Here is a 17,609-nt window from a genome sequence, read left to right as displayed (position 1 = left end):
TCGGAACACGGCTGTGGCTGAAGATAGCGACCTTGAAAAAACAGAGGCCCCCACACCCCACCGACAAGAGAAGGCAAGAGAGGAGGGGCAGATTCCGCGTTCGCGCGAACTGACCTCGATGTTAATGCTGATCTCAGGGTTGGCGCTGTTGTGGCTGGGCGGTAGTGCGATGGCGCAAAAGCTTTCCGCCATGGTGGCGCAGGGACTCCATTTCGATCCTGGCTTGATCCGAGACGACAAGCTGCTATTAAACCATTTGGGATCGCTGCTGATGCAGGGCGTTTCAGCGTTGACTCCCCTGATGGTTGGCGCGGTACTGGTGGCGATTGCTGCTCCGATGCTACTGGGGGGCGTGCTGTTCAGCCCCAGCTCTATCAAATTCGACCTGACAAAGCTGAGCCTGATCAGCGGTCTGAAGCGCATATTTTCCTCACAGGTATTGGCCGAACTGTTCAAAGCCATCCTCAAGTCCGTGCTGGTGGGAACCATTGCCGGTTGGTTCTTGATGCACAATTGGGCGGCGATGCTGCGTTTAGTCTCTGAAGCCCCAATTGCAGCACTGGGTGATGCGCTGGAACTGGTCGCAATATGCGCTTTCTTTGTCATCCTGGGATTGATTCCCATGGTGGCATTTGACGTATTCTGGCAGCTTTGGAGCCATTTTAAAAAATTGCGGATGAGTAAACAGGATATCCGCGATGAGCATAAGCAGAGTGAAGGCGATCCGCATGTGAAAGGGCGGATACGGCAACAGCAGCGCGCGCTGGCTCAGCGGCGTATGATGGCCGATGTGCCAAAAGCGGATGTGATCGTCACCAACCCGACACACTATTCGGTTGCTCTGCAATATGATGATAAAAAGATGAATGCACCCAAGGTGTTGGCGAAAGGTGCTGGCGAAATTGCCTTGCGCATCCGCGAGCTTGGCGCTGAGCACCGTATTCCCGTTTTGGAGGCACCGCCGTTGGCGCGTGCACTGTTTCGCCATGCAGAAATAGGCGAACATATTCCGGCAACACTGTATGCTGCCGTGGCGGAAGTATTGGCATGGGTTTACCAGCTAAGACGCTGGCGGCGTGAGGGGGGACTCATCCCGCGTAAACCTAAGAATCTTCCAGTCCCGACAGCGCTCGATTTTGTACCCCATGAAGAGATGAATACCGATGCCTGATTTGGCCTCTTTACTGCGTCTACCGACCGCATTTAAAAATACCCAGTGGCAAATTTTGGCTGGCCCGGTTCTCATCCTGCTGATCCTTTCCATGATGGTGTTGCCGCTGCCGCCCTTCATTCTGGATTTGCTGTTTACCTTCAATATCGCCCTGTCCATCATGGTGTTATTGGTGGCGATGTTCACCCAGCGCACGCTGGATTTTGCTGCCTTCCCGACCATTTTGCTGTTCTCCACCCTGTTACGCCTGTCGTTGAACGTCGCCTCGACCCGTATCATTTTGCTTGAAGGGCACACCGGTACCGCGGCGGCAGGTCGCGTGGTAGAAGCCTTCGGTCACTTCCTGGTAGGCGGCAACTTTGCCATCGGTATTGTGGTGTTCATCATCCTGGTGCTGATCAACTTTATGGTTATCACCAAGGGTGCCGGGCGTATTGCTGAAGTGGGTGCCCGTTTCGTGCTGGACGGGATGCCCGGCAAACAGATGGCGATCGATGCGGACTTGAACGCCGGCTTGATCGGCGAAGATGAAGCAAAAAAACGTCGTACGGAAGTGACTCAGGAAGCTGACTTCTACGGCTCAATGGACGGTGCCAGTAAGTTTGTGCGCGGGGATGCCATCGCCGGTTTGATCATCATGGTGATTAACATTGTCGGCGGGTTGTTGGTTGGGGTGGTACAACACAATATGCCGATGGGACAAGCAGCAGAAAGCTATACGCTGCTGACCATCGGTGATGGCCTGGTTGCCCAGATACCGGCATTGGTTATCTCCACGGCGGCGGGTGTGATCGTGACGCGCGTCAGCACTGACCAGGATGTTGGTCAGCAGATGGTTACCCAGTTATTCAATAACCCACGGGTAATGATGTTGAGTGCGGGAGTGCTGGGGCTCATCGGCATGGTGCCTGGGATGCCCAACTTTGTATTCCTGCTGTTCACCGCCGCGTTGCTGGGATTGGCCTGGTGGATGAAGCAACGCGAAAGCGCGGCGCCTGCCGTGGGCACTGAGCCACAACAGCATGAGAAACCGAAGGCTATTGAAGCCACCTGGTCTGATGTGCAATTAGAAGACCCGCTGGGCATGGAAGTGGGTTATCGGCTGATCCCGATGGTCGATCACCAGCAGGATGGGGAGTTGCTGGGGCGCATTCGCAGTATTCGCAAAAAATTCGCGCAAGAGATGGGGTTCCTGCCGCCCGTAGTGCACATTCGCGACAACATGGAATTGCCGCCGGCAAGTTACCGCATCCTGATGAAGGGCGTGGAAGTAGGGCACGGTGAAGCCTATCCTGGTCGCTGGATGGCGATTAACCCGGGAAATGCGTTTGGCGAGTTACCGGGTGACAAGACGCAAGATCCGGCCTTTGGCCTGCCAGCCGTGTGGATCGAAGGTGTATTGAAGGAGCAGGCGCAAACGCAAGGTTATACGGTGGTGGAAGCGAGCACCGTGGTGGTCACACACCTTAACCACCTGATTAGCCTCTATGCGAGTGAGCTGTTTGGCCGTCAGGAAGCGCAGCAACTGATGGATCGCGTCACGCAGGAAATGCCTAAGCTGACCGAAGATTTGATCCCTGGCGTTGTTACACTGACCACCTTGCACAAGGTATTGCAAAACCTGCTCAAAGAGAAAGTGTCTATTCGCGATATGCGCACCATCATTGAAACGCTGGCCGAACATGCGCCGGTGCAACCGGACCCTTATGAACTCACCACCGTGGTACGCGTCGCCTTGGGCCGTGCCATCACCCAACAGTGGTTCCCGGGCGAAGGCGAGTTGCAAGTGATTGGTTTGGATAGTTCGCTGGAGCGTATCTTACTGCAAGCGCTGCAAGGTGGCGGCGGGCTGGAACCGGGACTGGCCGATCGACTTCTGGTGCAGGCCAAGCAGGCACTAAGCCGTCAGGAAATGCTGGGGGCTCCTCCGGTGCTGCTGGTAAACCATGCGTTGCGCGGTCTGCTAGCGCGCTTTCTGCACCGCAGTTTGCCGCAGATGGCGGTGCTGTCCAATCTTGAAATCAGCGACAGCCGTCAGATAAGAATGACAGCGATGATTGGGGAGGCGCAGTGATCAAGCGATTTTCCGTGCTGGCAGCACTGCTTGTGCCCTTGACGGTATCGGCGGGGCAAGGCGGGTGGAATGCCAGTAAATCCGGAGTGACATTGACCTATCGAGGTCAACTGTTTAACTCGGCTCCCTTGGCACCCACCCCCGCTCAGGGCGTCAATCCACAGAATTCGATCACCGTGGTCTATTGGCGTTATGCCGTCGATGGGATATACGATCCTGGCTTGCGCGTGAAACTGTGTACGGTACAGCGCTGCGCTGACATTGAAGGCGGCAGTGGGGAAACTCAAGCCTTTCGGGGATTACCTGCAACCAGCGAATTCCGCTTCACCTATTTCCTGGAAGGGAAGGGGCGCGTTTATCGCCCAATAGACATACGGCAAGTCGAGATCGCCGTTAATTACCAATAATGGATTGTGCGCGAGACAGTGCGCTAAAGATTGATTTTCCTGCCGCCTACCACCAATCCCGCCGACTGTCCATCAGGGCCATACAGGCTCTGACCGTGGCGCGGTTTCAATATGGCAATGGCTTCATTGGTATAATTGATGTGCTGATTTAACAACATACCGTTGTGTTTGTTCATATCATGCAAGCTGGCCGTTAATGTTTGAATTGCTTGCCAACGTTCGAACAGTTCGGTATCGGCCTCATAGGGAGCCTGAAGCTGCAAGCGCACTTCAATTTCTTGCCGATTCTTATCAAGGTATTGCACCGTCGCTAACGTAGCACTTTTGATATCAGTGACTTTTTGTAGCGCAACACTATTGATATGACCAGCGCAGAGCAACGTTTGCTCTTCAGATAAAATACCGCTCAATTGGTTCAGGTTTTCCAGTACCGCATCGAGGGTTGCTTGCAATTTTTCCATAAGTATCAGTTATTCGCTAAGAAGTCTTGAGTATCTTTGATCAGCGCATCCGCGATTTTACCCGCATCGATCTGCAAAGAACCATCACGGATAGCTTGCTTCAGCGTTTCCACACGGTTCATATCGATATCCTGCGTGCCAGGCTGCATCAAACGCGCTTGTGCGTCACTCAGCTTAACCTGGGTTCCGGCCACTTCGCTCTGCGCGGGGGTCTGTACACGTTTTTGCTTCGTCGCTTCACTGGCATCGCGAGACTGTACTTGGCTAACGGGCTTCAGCGGCTGGGTGCGTTCAATGCTCATAAGGTTACCCTCTAAAATGAGGTGTCAAAAGGTTAAATAATAACCTGATTCCACTCAGGTTTACATAAACGCCACACGAAAGGAAGGGGCGACGCAAAATTTACTCTGCTAGTATCATCGGCAACAACGGCAAATACTTTAATTTATTATTGCGCAATATAGATAACACCGTCTTCACCTGCAACACCACTGACGATTTGCCCTGACGTCACGCGCACGCGCACCGACTGTCCGGCAGCGGCGTTACCCATCGCTTTACCTTCGCTGTTGATGCTAAAACCCACGCCTTGCGCCAGCACCTGCACCGTTTGACCGGACTTGACCACCCAGGCGCGCCGTAGCATCGCACTGGTGAGCGGTTGACCAGGAGGGAGGTCGCGTAATAATACCGCACCCATGGCATCTTTGGGGAGCAACAATGCGCGCGGTGGCAGCAGATCCAGCCGCCCCGTGGTTTGGCGCAGGTCTGCCGCCGCCAGCGTAACGCCGCGCCGCAACGGGCGGGCGCTGACCAGATAATTCCCTGTGACCTGCACTTCTGCCTGAATGAAGCGTCGCAGCTCGCCGCAGCGCACGGAGACGCTGACGTTGCCCCATACGCGTGTATTGCTTGATAACGCCAGCAGCGGCGCTTGACACTGCGGCCATTGTTCCTGCGGCGTTTTGATCACCACGGCAAGGCTGGTCTGCTTGTCAGGGAAGCGGGCGTGAAAAAACTGCTCAAGCTGCGCCTGCAAATCGGCAGCCGCAGCGACGTTTATCTCCCCCATCAGGGTGGTCAGTAGTGCAAAAAAAATAGAGTAAAACTTGGTTTTCACTGACTTCACCTCTTGATAATCACGGCCATGCCTAGTGTAAAGGTCTTGGGGGTGCGTTAAGGCAACAAATAGCGTCGCATTTTGCGCTTATTCTCGCGATGGTGTTATCAGCATCGGAATTATCCTACCAGCTACAAATTCTCATTTGCGGAGGGAGCATGCTTGACAAACTTGACGCCTCATTACGGTTTCAACAAGAAGCGTTGAATCTGCGTGCCCAACGACAGGAAATCCTGGCGGCGAATATTGCCAATGCTGACACGCCGGGTTATCAGGCGCGAGATATCGATTTTGCCAGCCAACTTAATAAAGTGATGGATCAAGGCAGAGTGAGCGGCACTGGCGTTGCGTTGAAAACCACCTCCACTCGCCATATTCCGGCACAGAATTTCCAGCCGCCAGAGCTGGATATGCTGTATCGCGTTCCCGATCAACCGGCGTTGGATGGCAACACGGTGGATATGGATCGTGAACGTACCAATTTTGCCGACAACAGCCTGAAATATCAAACCAGTCTTACCGTTTTAGGCGGTCAGATTAAAGGCATGATGTCAGTACTGCAATCAGGCTCGTAATGAGAGCGATGGAAGAGGAGGCTAAGGCGTTATGTCACTGCTAAGCATATTTGATATTTCCGGTTCCGCGCTCTCCGCGCAATCTCAGCGTTTGAACGTCAGTGCCAGTAATCTGGCGAACGCAGACAGCGTGACCGGTCCTGATGGGCAGCCCTATCGCGCCAAGCAGGTGGTATTCGAGGTGGCTGCACCCGCAGGACAGGCGACGGGGGGCGTTAGGGTGGCGAATGTTATCGAAGACACCTCACCTGCGCGTCTGGTTTATGAACCCGGTAATCCGTTGGCCGATGGGCAAGGTTATGTGCGTATGCCAAACGTGGATCCGGTGGCGGAGATGGTCAACACCATTTCTGCATCGCGCAGTTATCAGGCCAACGTTGAGGTGCTTAACACCACCAAAACGATGATGCTGAAAACATTAACTCTTGGGCAATAATCGGGAGATACGTACAAATGTCGGTCACGGTTAATGATACTACTTCCGCCAGCAAAACGAGCAGCACCAGCAGCAGCTCGTCAACGTCAGTAACGGCAAACACCAGTGCCGATCTACAGAATCAATTCTTGACGCTGCTGGTCGCCCAGTTAAAAAATCAGGATCCCACCAACCCAATGGACAACAACCAACTGGTTAGTCAGTTGGCGCAGTTGAACACGGTCAGTGGCATTGAGAAGCTGAATACCACGCTGGGGTCTATTTCCGGGCAGATCAACAATAACCAGTCCATTCAGGCAACGACCTTGATTGGCCATGGCGTGATGGTGCCGGGTAACGAGATTCTGGTGGGCAAAGAGACCAGCACACCGTTTGGCATTGAGCTGCAAAGTGCGGCAGAAAACGTGACGATCACCATCAGTGACAGCACCGGTAAGGTGGTGAGCACTCAAGAACTGGGTGCACAGACCGCGGGCGTGCACTCCTGGGGATGGGATGGCAAGCTGACCGATGGTACAGCGGCACCTGACGGTTCCTATACCTTTACCGTTGCCGCCAGCACCAGCGGCGCGCAACAAACTGTACAGCCATTACGTTATGCCCTGGTTAATGGGGTGGTTCGCAATGACTCTGGTGCCCAGTTGGATCTGGGGCTGCAAGGCAAAGCGACGTTGGATGACGTGCGGCAGATTTTGTAACTAAATGAAAGTGTTACGCACAGAATCCGGCTTACCTTGAAACCGTTTCTGAAGCATGATTTAACCGATTTCTCCGGAGAGCACCATGAGTTTTTATCAAGCGGTCAGCGGCTTGAATGCCGCATCGAAGCAACTGGACGTTATTGGCAACAACATCGCCAACTCGTCAACCGTCGGTTTTAAAAGCGGCACCATTGCCTTTGCAGATTTGTTTGCTGGCGGTACCGGCTTGGGGACCAAGGTCTCTTCCACATTGCAGGATTTTGGTGACGGTCCGTTAAACTCGAGTTCACGTGCGCTGGATGTTGCGATCAGCGGCAATGGATTCTTCCGCCTACAGGACGCTGCCGGCACAGTCCTTTTCAGCCGTAATGGTCAGTTCACCCTCGATGGCGCGACCCGCAATATCGTCAATATGCAAGGCATGTTGCTGACGGGCTATCCGGTTGTTGGTACGCCACCGGTCGTTCAGCAAGGGGCTGACCCGGTGCCGCTGACCATTCCTGAAACGCCAATGGCGGCTCAGCAGACCACCGTCGCCTCCATTGTTGCCAACCTGAACTCGTCTGACGCGGTTAAAGCATTCGATCCGGCAAACCGGGAAACGGCAAACTACAAGGGTTCCATTACCGTTTACGATACCCTGGGTAACCCGCATAACATCGGGCTGTATTTCGAAAAGACCGGCCCGAACAAGTGGAACGTCAACGTGCAGGATGGTTCTGTTACCGGATCGGCATTCACTAAACTTGAATTGGAATTCACCGAAAGCGGCGCGTTGAAAGAGCAGCGGCAGATACAAATGCTCGGTACGCCCCCGGTTGCGACAACCGTTACCGGGGAGAGTACTATTCCCCTGCCATCGTTGGATGGATCGCTGGCTTCCTCGTTTACCCTCGATTTCGCGGGCAGCGTGCAGCAGAACTTTGGTGGCAACAGCAACAAAGCGCCGGTCCAGAACGGTTATGGCCCGGGCAGCCTGATTGGCTATAGCGTCAGCGATGGCGGCGTGATTACCGGTAAATATTCCAACGACAAAACGCAGCCCCTGGGCCAGATTGCCTTGGCCAGTTTCTCCAACCCGGAAGGCCTGTCCATTGAGGGCGATAACACCTGGTCCAGCACGGATAAATCCGGTCAGCCGGTCATCGGTCAGGCGGGTGTGGGGAGCGTGGGGACGTTGCTGGGCAATATGACAGAAAGCTCAAACGTGGACATGAGTAAAGAGTTGGTGGATATGATTGTTGCCCAACGTTTCTACCAGTCTAATGCGCAAACCATTAAAACGCAGGACTCCATCCTGCAAACGCTGGTCAGCATGCGTTAATCGTTTAGCGGAGAGACTCCATGGATCACGTAATTTATACAGCGATGGGCGGTGCCAGCCAGTCACTTGAAAAGCAGGCGATTACCGCCAACAACCTGGCCAATGCTTCAACGCCGGGTTTCAAGTCGCAATTGGCGGCGTTGCGTGCCGTGCCCATCAATGGACCGACGAATCACACCCGGACGCTGGTTGTCGCTTCTACGCCGGGCGCGGATATGTCGGCAGGTGTGATGGATTACACCGGTCGTTCCATGGATGTTGCACTGCCGAAAGAGAGTTGGCTGGCAGTGCAAACCGCTAACGGTGAAGCCTATACCCGCAATGGTAATATGGAACTCAATGCCGATGGGCAGTTGACCATCCAGGGACGCATTGTGATGGGGGACGGTGGTCCGATCGAGATTCCGCCCAATGCGCAAATCAGCATCTCTGCCGATGGTACCATCTCCTCGTTGAACGCGGGTGATGCACCGAATACCATTGCGCAGTTGGGCCGCTTGAAGCTGGTGAAAGCAACGGGACAAGAAGTGACGCGTTCTGATGATGGTTTGTTCCGCTTGACCCCAGCGGCTCAGCAGCAGCGTGGCAATGTATTACAGAACGATCCCACCGTGCGTATCATGCCCGGCGTACTCGAAGGCAGCAATGTCGACTCGGTTGGTACCCTGGTGGATATGATTGCTAACTCACGTCGCTTTGATATGCAGATGAAAGTGATTAGCAGTGCCGACACTAATGCTCAGAGTGCCAATCAGTTATTGGCTATAAGCTAACGCGCTCATTGCGTGAAGGAGTTGCTTTATGATCCGTTCGTTATGGATTGCAAAAACCGGTTTGAACGCACAGCAAACCAATATGGACGTTATCTCCAACAACCTGGCGAACGTCAGCACCAATGGTTTTAAACGCCAACGTGCCGTGTTTGAAGATCTGCTGTATCAAACCATTCGCCAGCCGGGTGCCCAGTCTTCTGAGCAAACGACGTTGCCTTCCGGGCTGCAATTAGGGACAGGGGTTCGTCCGGTATCAACCGAACGTATTCATACCCAAGGTGGCATGACGGAAACCGGTAATTCCAAAGACGTTGCGATTCGTGGGCAAGGTTTCTTCCAGGTGCAAATGCCTGATGGGACGACGTCCTACACGCGCGATGGTGCGTTTCAACTGGACGGAAACGGCCAGTTGGTAACTTCTGGCGGCTATCTGGTACAGCCAGCCATTACTATCCCGGCCAATGCCACCGAGCTCTCCATTGGGCGTGATGGCATCGTCAGCGTGAAGCTGCAAGGCCAAACAGCGATGAACCAGATCGGGCAGTTGACCTTGGCAACGTTCATCAATGACAGCGGTTTGGAAAGTATTGGTGAAAACCTCTATCTGGAAACCACCAGTTCCGGTGCGCCAAATGAAACCAACCCGGGTTTGAACGGTGCCGGGTTGCTGTACCAAAAATTTGTCGAAACGTCTAACGTCAACGTGGCAGAAGAATTGGTCTCGATGATCCAGACGCAGCGTGCGTATGAGATCAACAGTAAGGCGATCTCTTCTTCCGATCAGATGTTGCAGAAACTGACCCAGTTGTAAAACCGGGCGATTAACGGGGCGGTGACAAGGATAAAACGGTGATGCTTCGGTTACCCGCTTTACCTCTGTCATTGCCCCGTTGAGCATGAATAAATGGGCAACCTTTTAAGGCGATATCCGTAGTGATGATGATGCAAAAGCCGGTTATCAAACCGTTGTGCCAGCCGCGTTCGCTGGCGTTGGTCGTGATGTTGACGCTAAGCGGTTGCGCCTATATTCCTCATGATAAAGTGGTTACCGGTCCCACCTCGGCCCAGCCCGCGCCGCCAACGGCAGCCGCGCCCAATGGCTCCATCTTCCAGGCGGTTCAGCCGATGAATTATGGCTATCAGCCGATGTTTGAAGACCGTCGACCGCGCAATGTCGGTGATATTCTGACCATTGTTTTGCAGGAAAATGTCAGCGCCAGCAAAAGTTCTTCTGCTTCTGCCAGCCGCGACGGTTCCACCTCGTTTGGTATGACCACGGTGCCACGCTACCTTGAAGGGCCGCTGGGCAATAATCGCGCCGATGTGGCCGCCGAGGGTAAAAATGACTTTGCCGGTAAAGGCGGCGCCAATGCCAATAACACCTTCAGTGGTACGATCACGGTGACGGTGGGGCAGGTGTTGGCTAACGGTAACTTGCAGGTGGTCGGTGAAAAGCAGATTGCCATCAATCAGGGTACTGAATTTATCCGTTTTTCCGGTATCGTGAACCCAAGAACCATCAGCGGTGCTAACTCCGTTCCTTCCACGCAGGTGGCGGATGCGCGTATCGAATATGTGGGCAACGGTTACATTAATGAAGCGCAAAATATGGGTTGGTTGCAGCGTTTCTTCCTCAACGTTTCTCCGTTCTAAGCTAAGTAAAGAGGTACAGAATGCGGATCGCGTCGTTTTTTAGCCTGATGTTAGCCTTGGTGGCTTTCATGCCTGCGTCATCGCAGGCCGACAGGATCCGTGACCTTGTTGATATACAAGGCGTGCGGGAAAACTCTTTGATTGGTTATGGTTTGGTGGTCGGGCTCGATGGGTCGGGTGACCAGACCATGCAAACCCCCTTTACCACCCAAACCCTGACCAACATGCTGTCACAGTTGGGTATCACCGTACCGGCGGGTACCAACATGCAGTTGAAAAACGTGGCAGCGGTGATGGTCACGGCGAAACTGCCGGCGTTTGGGCGTACCGGGCAAGCGATTGACGTGGTTGTCTCCTCGATGGGTAATGCCAAAAGTCTACGCGGCGGTACGTTATTGATGACCCCACTCAAAGGGGTAGACAATCAGGTTTACGCTTTGGCGCAGGGTAACGTGCTGGTCGGCGGTGCCGGTGCTGCCGCAGGCGGCAGCAGTGTGCAGGTTAACCAATTGGCGGGCGGGCGTATCACCAACGGTGCGGTGATCGAACGCGAACTGCCTTCCACCTTTGGTGCCTCTAATTTGATCATGCTGCAACTGAAGCAGGATGACTTCTCCATGGCGCAGCGCGTCAGTGATGCCATTAACCGCTCCGGGTTGGGCGGCAGTGCGGCACCGGTTGATTCGCGCACCATTCAGGTGATTGCGCCGCGCGGAAACAGTTCGCAAGTGCGTTTTCTGGCTGATGTCCAGAATATCGATGTCAATATCGGCGTTCAGGATGCCAAGGTTATCGTTAACTCTCGCACCGGATCGGTGGTGATGAACCGCGAAGTGACCCTGCAAAGCTGTGCCATTGCGCAGGGTAATCTCTCTGTCACTATCAACCAGCAAAATGTGGTTAGTCAGCCGGATACCCCGCTGGCCGGTGGTCAAACGGTGGTGACGCCGCAAACCGAGATTTCGCTTCAGCAGGGCGGCGGCGCATTGCAACGGGTTAACGCCAGCGCCAACCTGAACAATGTGGTTCGCGCATTAAACTCTCTGGGCGCAACGCCGATGGAGCTGATGTCAATTTTACAAGCGATGCAGAGTGCAGGTTGTCTGCGCGCTAAACTGGAAATCATCTAATATGGCCGATATTCAGTCGCTCAATAATGCTGCGTATGACGCGCAGTCATTAAATTCGCTCAAGCGTGAAGTCTCTAGCGATCCGCAGAGTAAAGAGGGGATTCGAGCGGTTGCGCGCCAGATGGAAGGCATTTTTGTCCAACTGATGATGAAAAGCATGCGCTCGGCTTCACTGGAAGATGGGTTGCTGAATAACGATCAAACGCGGCTTTATACCTCGATGTACGATCAGCAGGTCGGGCAGCAGATTGCCTCTGGCAAAGGACTGGGGCTGGCGGATGTGATGGTCAAGCAACTGACGTCTACGCAAAATGCGGGCGTGCCTTCTGCGGCGGCCGCAGAGGAAAATGCCCCTGCCGTGCCGTTGCGTTTTGACGGTGCCTTGCTCAGAACCATGCCGACAGCCGAAGTGGAGCAGATGGTACGCAAAGCGGTGCCAAAATTGCCCTCCATGGGGTCAGCGTTGCCGCTGTCCAGCAGCAATTTCATTTCGCAACTTGCCGGACCGGCGCAGATGGCCAGCCAGCAAAGCGGCATTCCCCATCACCTGATTATGGCCCAGGCGGCGCTGGAGTCCGGTTGGGGACAGCGCGAAATCCCGACGGCGGATGGTCGCCCCAGCCACAACCTGTTTGGTATTAAAGCGGGCAGCAACTGGGACGGTCCTGTCACCGAGATCACCACAACCGAATATGAAGATGGCGTGGCCAAGAAGGTCAAGGCCAGCTTCCGCGTGTATGACTCCTATCGGGATGCGCTGGGTGATTACGTCAAATTGCTGACCAATAACCCGCGTTATAGCAACGTGGCGGCGGCGGGAACCGCTGAGCAAGCCGCTCATGCCTTGCAGCGTGCGGGCTATGCGACCGATCCGCAGTATGCGCAAAAACTGATCAACATGATTCAGCAGATGAAGAATACCAGTGAAAAAGCGGTCAAAGCTTATACCCATGATTTAAGCCAACTGTTTTGATTTTTCTCTGAAGGTTTTTCCTGTCTTGCCGATAACTGGTATTAGCGATGAAAGTGAGCAAATCACTTTCTGTATAAGTTTTATTTGTATGGGATTCATGCCCGTGGAAAGGACGTTTACATGGCCAATTTAGTAAATACTGCGATGAGTGGGCTGAAGGCAGCGCAAGCAGCATTAAGCGCGGTCAGTAACAATATCAGTAACCAAGCGGTGACTGGATATAGCCGCCAGACCGTGCTGCTTGAGCAAGCATCGGGCACGAAGAACGGTAATGCCTATGTTGGTAACGGTGTGAATTTGGTTTCAATCAATCGTGATTACAACGATTTTATTGCCAACCAACTGCGTGCAGCGCAAAGCACCAGCAGTTCGGTGACCACCAGCTACGAACAAATCTCAAAAATTGATAACTTGTTGGCAAGCAGTACCACCAATCTCTCGTCCTCCTTGCAGGAGTTTTTTACCAACCTGCAAAACGTGGCCAATAACGCAGGCGACTCTTCTGCGCGTCAAACCATGATTGGTAAAGCGCAAGGGCTGGTGAACCAGTTTAAGGTCACCGACAAATACCTGCGCGACATGGATTCCAGCATTAACAGCGAAATTAAAAGTGTGCTCGGCCAGGTAAATACCTACTCCAGCCAGATTGCCAATCTCAACAAAGAGATTACCCGCTTGCAGGGTGCTAATCAGGGAGCTCAACCCAACGATCTGCTGGATCAGCGCGATCAGTTGGTGAATGACCTCAATAAACTGGTGGGCGTGGATGTTACGGTTCAAGATGGCTCTATTTACCATGTGTCGCTTAAAAATGGCATGAACCTGGTTCAGGGCACGCGCAGCTTTGATTTGGTTCCGGTTGCCTCCAGCAGTGACCCGCAGCGTGTTTCCATTGGGTATGACGATCCTACCGTTGGCGTCAGCGAGCTTCGTGACACCTCCATCTCCGGCGGTAAACTTGGCGGGTTAATCTCTTTCAGAACCGATACCCTTGATACCACACGTAACCAGGTCAACCAATTGGCGCTGGCATTCTCGGATGCGTTCAATACCCAACATAAAGCCGGGTATGACTATGAGGGTAACCCTGGCGAGAATTTCTTTAATTTTGGTGGCCCTGTCGCTTACGAGAACAGTAGAAATACTGGCAATGCGGTGCTGAGTGCGTCTTATAAAGACACTTCCGCCGTGCAGGCTACGGATTACTCGATGCGCTTCAACGGCACATCATGGGATGTTACGCGCACTGCAACCAATACCACCGTGTCAGGTCTGACACCGGATCCTGTTACCGGCAAGCTGACCTTTGACGGCCTTGAAGTCACCGTCACGGCAGGAAGCACCCCGTTGGCGGCTGGCGATACCTATCTGCTTAAGCCGGTCAGCGACGTGATTATCGATATGAGCGTTGCCATCACCGATCCGAAGGCGGTGGCGGCAGCATCGACCAAGCTTGACGAAAATGGTAATCCAGTGCCCGGCGAATCTGGCGGCGCGAGTGACAATACCAATGCCAAGGCGCTGCTGGCCTTGCAGAATCAGAAGATTGTTGGCGGTAATGCCACCTTCTCGGGAGCCTATGCGGGCATCGTGGGGGATATTGGCAACCAGACCAGCGCGCTGAAAATCAATAACACTTCACAGCAAAATGTGGTGAAACAGTTAACGGCCGAGCAGCAATCGGTGTCTGGGGTAAACCTGGACGAAGAATATGGCGATTTGATGCGTTACCAGCAGTATTACATGGCAAACGCGCAAGTGATTAAAACCGCACAGGCACTTTTTGACGCGCTGCTCACCATGCGCAGCTAATTGGCGATCGAATAAAGAGGAATTTATACCATGCGTTTAAGCACCAGCATGATATATCAGCAGAATATGAACGGTATTCTGAATGGTCAGTCCATTTGGCAAAAGGCCGGTGAGCAGTTGGCCACGGGCACCAAGGTAACTACACCTTCAGACGATCCTATCGCTGCTTCTCAGGCTATCATGATCGGTCAGGCGCAGGCGGAAACGGATCAGTTCACGCTCGCCAGAACGTTCTCTCGTCAGAACATGTCACTGGAGTTGTCGGTGTTGGGAAGTATCGTTGACGCAGTAACGACGGCGTCCTCCGAAGTTATCAGTTCGGGTGGCATAAAAAGTAATGATGACCGTACTACTCAGGCTCAAGCACTGGAAGGTCTCAAAGCGCAGCTGTTGAACATCGCCAATACCACAGATGGCAATGGCAATTACATTTTTGCTGGTTATCAGACCACGACCGCGCCCTACGTGCAGGATCCTACTACCAAAGTCGTGAGTTATGTCGGTGGTTTCACGCCGATTTCACAGCAGGTTGATTCAAATCGTACCATGACGGTGAGTAATGTCGGGCCGGATGTATTCAACAGCGCGACGGGGGATGCAGCAAAAGAACCCGATGGTTCAGTGCAGAAAGATCTGTTTGCCACCCTGGATATCGCCATCAATGCCTTGAGAACCCCTATCGCGGACGGTGATACTGCTGCACAAGAGGCACTTCAGGCTGCATTGGATACGGCAAACCGTGGGCTACGCAACTCACTGAATAACGTCTCCTCCGTTGAATCAAGCATTGGTATCCAGTCGCAAGAGCTCGATCAGCTTGATGCCATTGGCGCCGATCGCAAAATGGCTAACTCGCAGGCAAAGAGCGCGTTAGTGGATACCGACTGGGTTCCGGCTATTTCCTCCTATATCATGCAGCAGGCCTCTTTACAGGCGGCTTACACCACCTACCAAAATATGCAGGGAATGTCACTGTTCCAAATTAACAGGTAAAAGCAGTGATGCAGCACAGATTTGAATACGCTTAAACCGGGCGTGTTCTTTGGGCATGTCATTTTTTAAATGGCGTGCCATTTTTTGTTTTTGTTCCCTTATCTGCCTGCATTCCCGATCCCCTTAAAACCGAGTCACTGCGCTGGCAATGCCCTAAATCATTGTCGGCGGGTCTATCCGGGGGTTCGTCCCAGTTTGGTCAGCACGTCAGCGAGAACGTTGAAGATTTCACTGAACAGGTGTTCGGTGAAAGGGGCTAACAGGAAAAGCAGCATACCGAGCGTCATGATTCCCACGCTTAATGTCAGTGGAAAACCAATCACAAACACGGTGAGCTGAGGGGCAACGCGGTTTAACAAACCGAGCGAGATATTGAGTGCCAGCAGCAGTGTAATCAGCGGCAGGGCAAGCATCATGCCGTTAATAAATATCATGCTTCCTGCCCGGGCCAGTCCCAGAAAACCATCACCACTGAGCGGTGCAGTACTGATTGGCAAGGTATAAAAGCTGTCGGCAATCAGTGAGATCATCCATAAATGGCCGTTGAATGCCATAAACAGCAACATCGCCAGGATATTGAGAAAGCGTGCCAGTACCTGCATGTTCGGCCCACCGGTGGGGTCAAAAAAGGTGGCAAAGGCCAGCCCCATTTGCATACCGATAAGCTCTCCCGATAACCTGACCGCGGCGAAGGACAATTGCATGGTGAATCCGAGCGCAGCGCCGATAAGTAACTGTTGAATAATGATCCAGATACCGCCAACAGAAAATATCGGTGTGGTATTGACGGGCAAGTAGGGGGCGACCAGCAGGGTAATCACAACGGCGAGGCAGATCTTCACGCGAGCCGGAACTGCACGCTCATTGAACACCGGGCAGGTGGTGATTAACGCCAGAATGCGTATCAGGGGCAACAGGAACTGATTGACCCAGATCTCCCACTGTGTGCTATCAAGCGTCAGCATGGCTAGCCGATGATCGTTGGCAGTTGGCCGAACAGCGTGCGCATGTAATCCAGCATCAAGCTAAGCATCCAGGGTCCCGCAATCACCAGTGTGAAAAACACCGTCAGAATTTTAGGGATAAAGGACAGCGTCATTTCGTTGATCTGGGTTGCCGCCTGTAACAGACTGATAATCAGGCCGCTAAACAGCGCTGACAGCAGCGGTGGGGCTGCGAGTGCCAGTGCGACCTTCATTGCTTCATAGCCTAAAGCCATTACGGATTCTGGCGTCATCGGGCGACCTTAGTAGGAATTAACTGTAAAAACTTTGCGCGAGTGAACCAAGCAACAATTGCCACCCGTCAACCAGCACGAACAGCATAAGCTTGAACGGCAACGAAATGGTGGCCGGTGGCACCATCATCATACCGAGCGCCATCAGCACACTGGCAACCACCAGGTCGATAATCAAAAAAGGGATAAAAATGGTAAAGCCAATCTGGAAGGCGGTTTTCAATTCACTGGTGACAAACGCAGGAACCAATACGCGCATCGGAACCGCTTCTGGTCCCTGGATCTCGCCCATCTGAGCCAGACGGGTAAACAATGCCAGATCGGATTGCCGTGTCTGGCGCAGCATAAATTCGCGTAAAGGCTGAGCGCCACGCTCAATAGCCGTTTGCATGCTGATCTGATCCTGACTGAACGGCACGTAGGCCTCATCATAAACACGGTTCAGAACCGGTGACATGATGAAAAAAGTCAGAAACAGCGTCAACCCCAGCAACACCTGGTTGGGGGGAGCGGTAGGAGTGCCTAATGCGTTACGCAACAAACCCAGCACGATGATGATGCGCGTAAAACAGGTCATCATCAGCATGGTCGCCGGGATAAACGTCAATGACGTCAGGAAAACCAGCGTTTGAACCGGTAATGTCCAACTCTGACCGCCGTTGGCAAGGGGTTGGCTAATGATGCCCGGCAACTGTGCCCAGACAGCGGGGCTAAACAGCACCATAACCGCGGCAAGTGCCGGCAGTCCACGCTTTAGCATGGATAACAA

General features: G+C 53.3%; 20 protein-coding genes. 14 read left to right on the top strand and 6 right to left on the bottom strand.

The window, feature by feature from the left end; translation table 11 throughout:
- The first annotated feature begins 13 nt into the window (after window positions 1-13).
- The 3 genes from flhB to J5067_RS07200 are packed head-to-tail and all read left to right on the top strand — an operon-like array spanning window position 14 to window position 3,652.
- Window positions 14-1,171, top strand: a complete 1,158-nt coding sequence (gene flhB / locus J5067_RS07210) for a flagellar biosynthesis protein FlhB (protein ID WP_264643152.1) — start codon at window positions 14-16, stop codon at window positions 1,169-1,171.
- Complete coding sequence (gene flhA / locus J5067_RS07205) at window positions 1,164-3,245, top strand: flagellar biosynthesis protein FlhA (RefSeq protein ID WP_264643151.1); 2,082 nt, start codon at window positions 1,164-1,166, stop codon at window positions 3,243-3,245. The genes flhB and flhA overlap by 8 nt, the downstream gene beginning before the upstream one ends.
- Window positions 3,242-3,652, top strand: coding sequence for a flagellar protein FlhE (locus J5067_RS07200; protein ID WP_264643150.1), 411 nt, complete (start codon window positions 3,242-3,244; stop codon window positions 3,650-3,652). Before flhA ends, J5067_RS07200 begins: the two co-directional genes overlap by 4 nt.
- A gap of 23 nt (window positions 3,653-3,675) precedes the next feature.
- Here J5067_RS07200 and J5067_RS07195 read toward each other — a convergent pair whose 3' ends face one another.
- The 3 genes from J5067_RS07195 to flgA form a co-directional block, all read right to left on the bottom strand.
- Window positions 3,676-4,113: a flagella synthesis protein FlgN gene (locus tag J5067_RS07195; protein ID WP_264643149.1), complete on the bottom strand. Its 438-nt coding sequence runs from the start codon at window positions 4,111-4,113 to the stop codon at window positions 3,676-3,678.
- A 5-nt stretch (window positions 4,114-4,118) separates the two neighbouring features.
- A complete protein-coding gene (flgM, locus tag J5067_RS07190; RefSeq protein ID WP_264643148.1) occupies window positions 4,119-4,415 on the bottom strand; it encodes a flagellar biosynthesis anti-sigma factor FlgM in 297 nt (98 codons plus the stop codon).
- 146 nt (window positions 4,416-4,561) lie between these two features.
- Window positions 4,562-5,233, bottom strand: coding sequence for a flagellar basal body P-ring formation chaperone FlgA (gene flgA / locus J5067_RS07185; protein ID WP_264650755.1), 672 nt, complete (start codon window positions 5,231-5,233; stop codon window positions 4,562-4,564).
- Between the two features lie 158 nt (window positions 5,234-5,391).
- Between flgA and flgB the strand changes: the two genes are divergently transcribed.
- From flgB to flgL, 11 genes are all read left to right on the top strand, one after another.
- Window positions 5,392-5,808, top strand: a complete 417-nt coding sequence (gene flgB / locus J5067_RS07180) for a flagellar basal body rod protein FlgB (protein WP_264643147.1) — start codon at window positions 5,392-5,394, stop codon at window positions 5,806-5,808.
- Window positions 5,809-5,839: 31 nt separating this feature from the next.
- On the top strand, window positions 5,840-6,244 hold the full coding sequence (flgC, locus tag J5067_RS07175) for a flagellar basal body rod protein FlgC (RefSeq protein WP_264626961.1): 405 nt from the start codon (window positions 5,840-5,842) through the stop codon (window positions 6,242-6,244).
- 17 nt (window positions 6,245-6,261) lie between these two features.
- Window positions 6,262-6,942 carry a flagellar hook assembly protein FlgD gene (gene flgD / locus J5067_RS07170; RefSeq protein WP_264643146.1) on the top strand — a complete coding sequence of 227 codons (681 nt, stop codon included), beginning with the start codon at window positions 6,262-6,264 and terminating at the stop codon, window positions 6,940-6,942.
- Window positions 6,943-7,027: 85 nt separating this feature from the next.
- Complete coding sequence (flgE, locus tag J5067_RS07165) at window positions 7,028-8,269, top strand: flagellar hook protein FlgE (protein WP_264650754.1); 1,242 nt, start codon at window positions 7,028-7,030, stop codon at window positions 8,267-8,269.
- Between the two features lie 20 nt (window positions 8,270-8,289).
- Complete coding sequence (locus J5067_RS07160; protein ID WP_264643144.1) at window positions 8,290-9,042, top strand: flagellar basal body rod protein FlgF; 753 nt, start codon at window positions 8,290-8,292, stop codon at window positions 9,040-9,042.
- Between the two features lie 28 nt (window positions 9,043-9,070).
- Window positions 9,071-9,853: a flagellar basal-body rod protein FlgG gene (gene flgG, locus J5067_RS07155; protein WP_264643143.1), complete on the top strand. Its 783-nt coding sequence runs from the start codon at window positions 9,071-9,073 to the stop codon at window positions 9,851-9,853.
- A 128-nt stretch (window positions 9,854-9,981) separates the two neighbouring features.
- Complete coding sequence (flgH, locus tag J5067_RS07150; protein WP_264643759.1) at window positions 9,982-10,695, top strand: flagellar basal body L-ring protein FlgH; 714 nt, start codon at window positions 9,982-9,984, stop codon at window positions 10,693-10,695.
- A gap of 20 nt (window positions 10,696-10,715) precedes the next feature.
- On the top strand, window positions 10,716-11,825 hold the full coding sequence (locus J5067_RS07145; protein ID WP_264643142.1) for a flagellar basal body P-ring protein FlgI: 1,110 nt from the start codon (window positions 10,716-10,718) through the stop codon (window positions 11,823-11,825).
- A gap of 1 nt (window position 11,826) precedes the next feature.
- On the top strand, window positions 11,827-12,798 hold the full coding sequence (gene flgJ, locus J5067_RS07140; protein ID WP_264643141.1) for a flagellar assembly peptidoglycan hydrolase FlgJ: 972 nt from the start codon (window positions 11,827-11,829) through the stop codon (window positions 12,796-12,798).
- Window positions 12,799-12,918: 120 nt separating this feature from the next.
- Entirely contained in the window at window positions 12,919-14,610 is a 1,692-nt protein-coding gene (gene flgK / locus J5067_RS07135; protein WP_264643140.1) for a flagellar hook-associated protein FlgK, read from the top strand.
- Window positions 14,611-14,640: 30 nt separating this feature from the next.
- A complete protein-coding gene (flgL, locus tag J5067_RS07130) occupies window positions 14,641-15,603 on the top strand; it encodes a flagellar hook-associated protein FlgL (RefSeq protein ID WP_264643139.1) in 963 nt (320 codons plus the stop codon).
- A 173-nt stretch (window positions 15,604-15,776) separates the two neighbouring features.
- Here flgL and fliR read toward each other — a convergent pair whose 3' ends face one another.
- The 3 genes from fliR to fliP are packed head-to-tail and all read right to left on the bottom strand — an operon-like array spanning window position 15,777 to window position 17,600.
- Complete coding sequence (gene fliR, locus J5067_RS07125) at window positions 15,777-16,568, bottom strand: flagellar biosynthetic protein FliR (protein WP_264650753.1); 792 nt, start codon at window positions 16,566-16,568, stop codon at window positions 15,777-15,779.
- A gap of 2 nt (window positions 16,569-16,570) precedes the next feature.
- Window positions 16,571-16,840 carry a flagellar biosynthesis protein FliQ gene (gene fliQ / locus J5067_RS07120; RefSeq protein WP_195312453.1) on the bottom strand — a complete coding sequence of 90 codons (270 nt, stop codon included), beginning with the start codon at window positions 16,838-16,840 and terminating at the stop codon, window positions 16,571-16,573.
- Between the two features lie 19 nt (window positions 16,841-16,859).
- Window positions 16,860-17,600 (bottom strand): flagellar type III secretion system pore protein FliP, encoded by a 741-nt coding sequence (gene fliP / locus J5067_RS07115; protein ID WP_264650859.1) that lies wholly within the window; start codon window positions 17,598-17,600, stop codon window positions 16,860-16,862.
- Between the last annotated feature and the right edge of the window lie 9 nt (window positions 17,601-17,609).

The sequence above is a fragment of the Candidatus Symbiopectobacterium sp. NZEC151 genome (genome assembly GCF_025962655.1).
GTDB lineage: Bacteria > Pseudomonadota > Gammaproteobacteria > Enterobacterales > Enterobacteriaceae > Symbiopectobacterium.
This window is presented reverse-complemented; position numbering and strand designations above follow the sequence as displayed.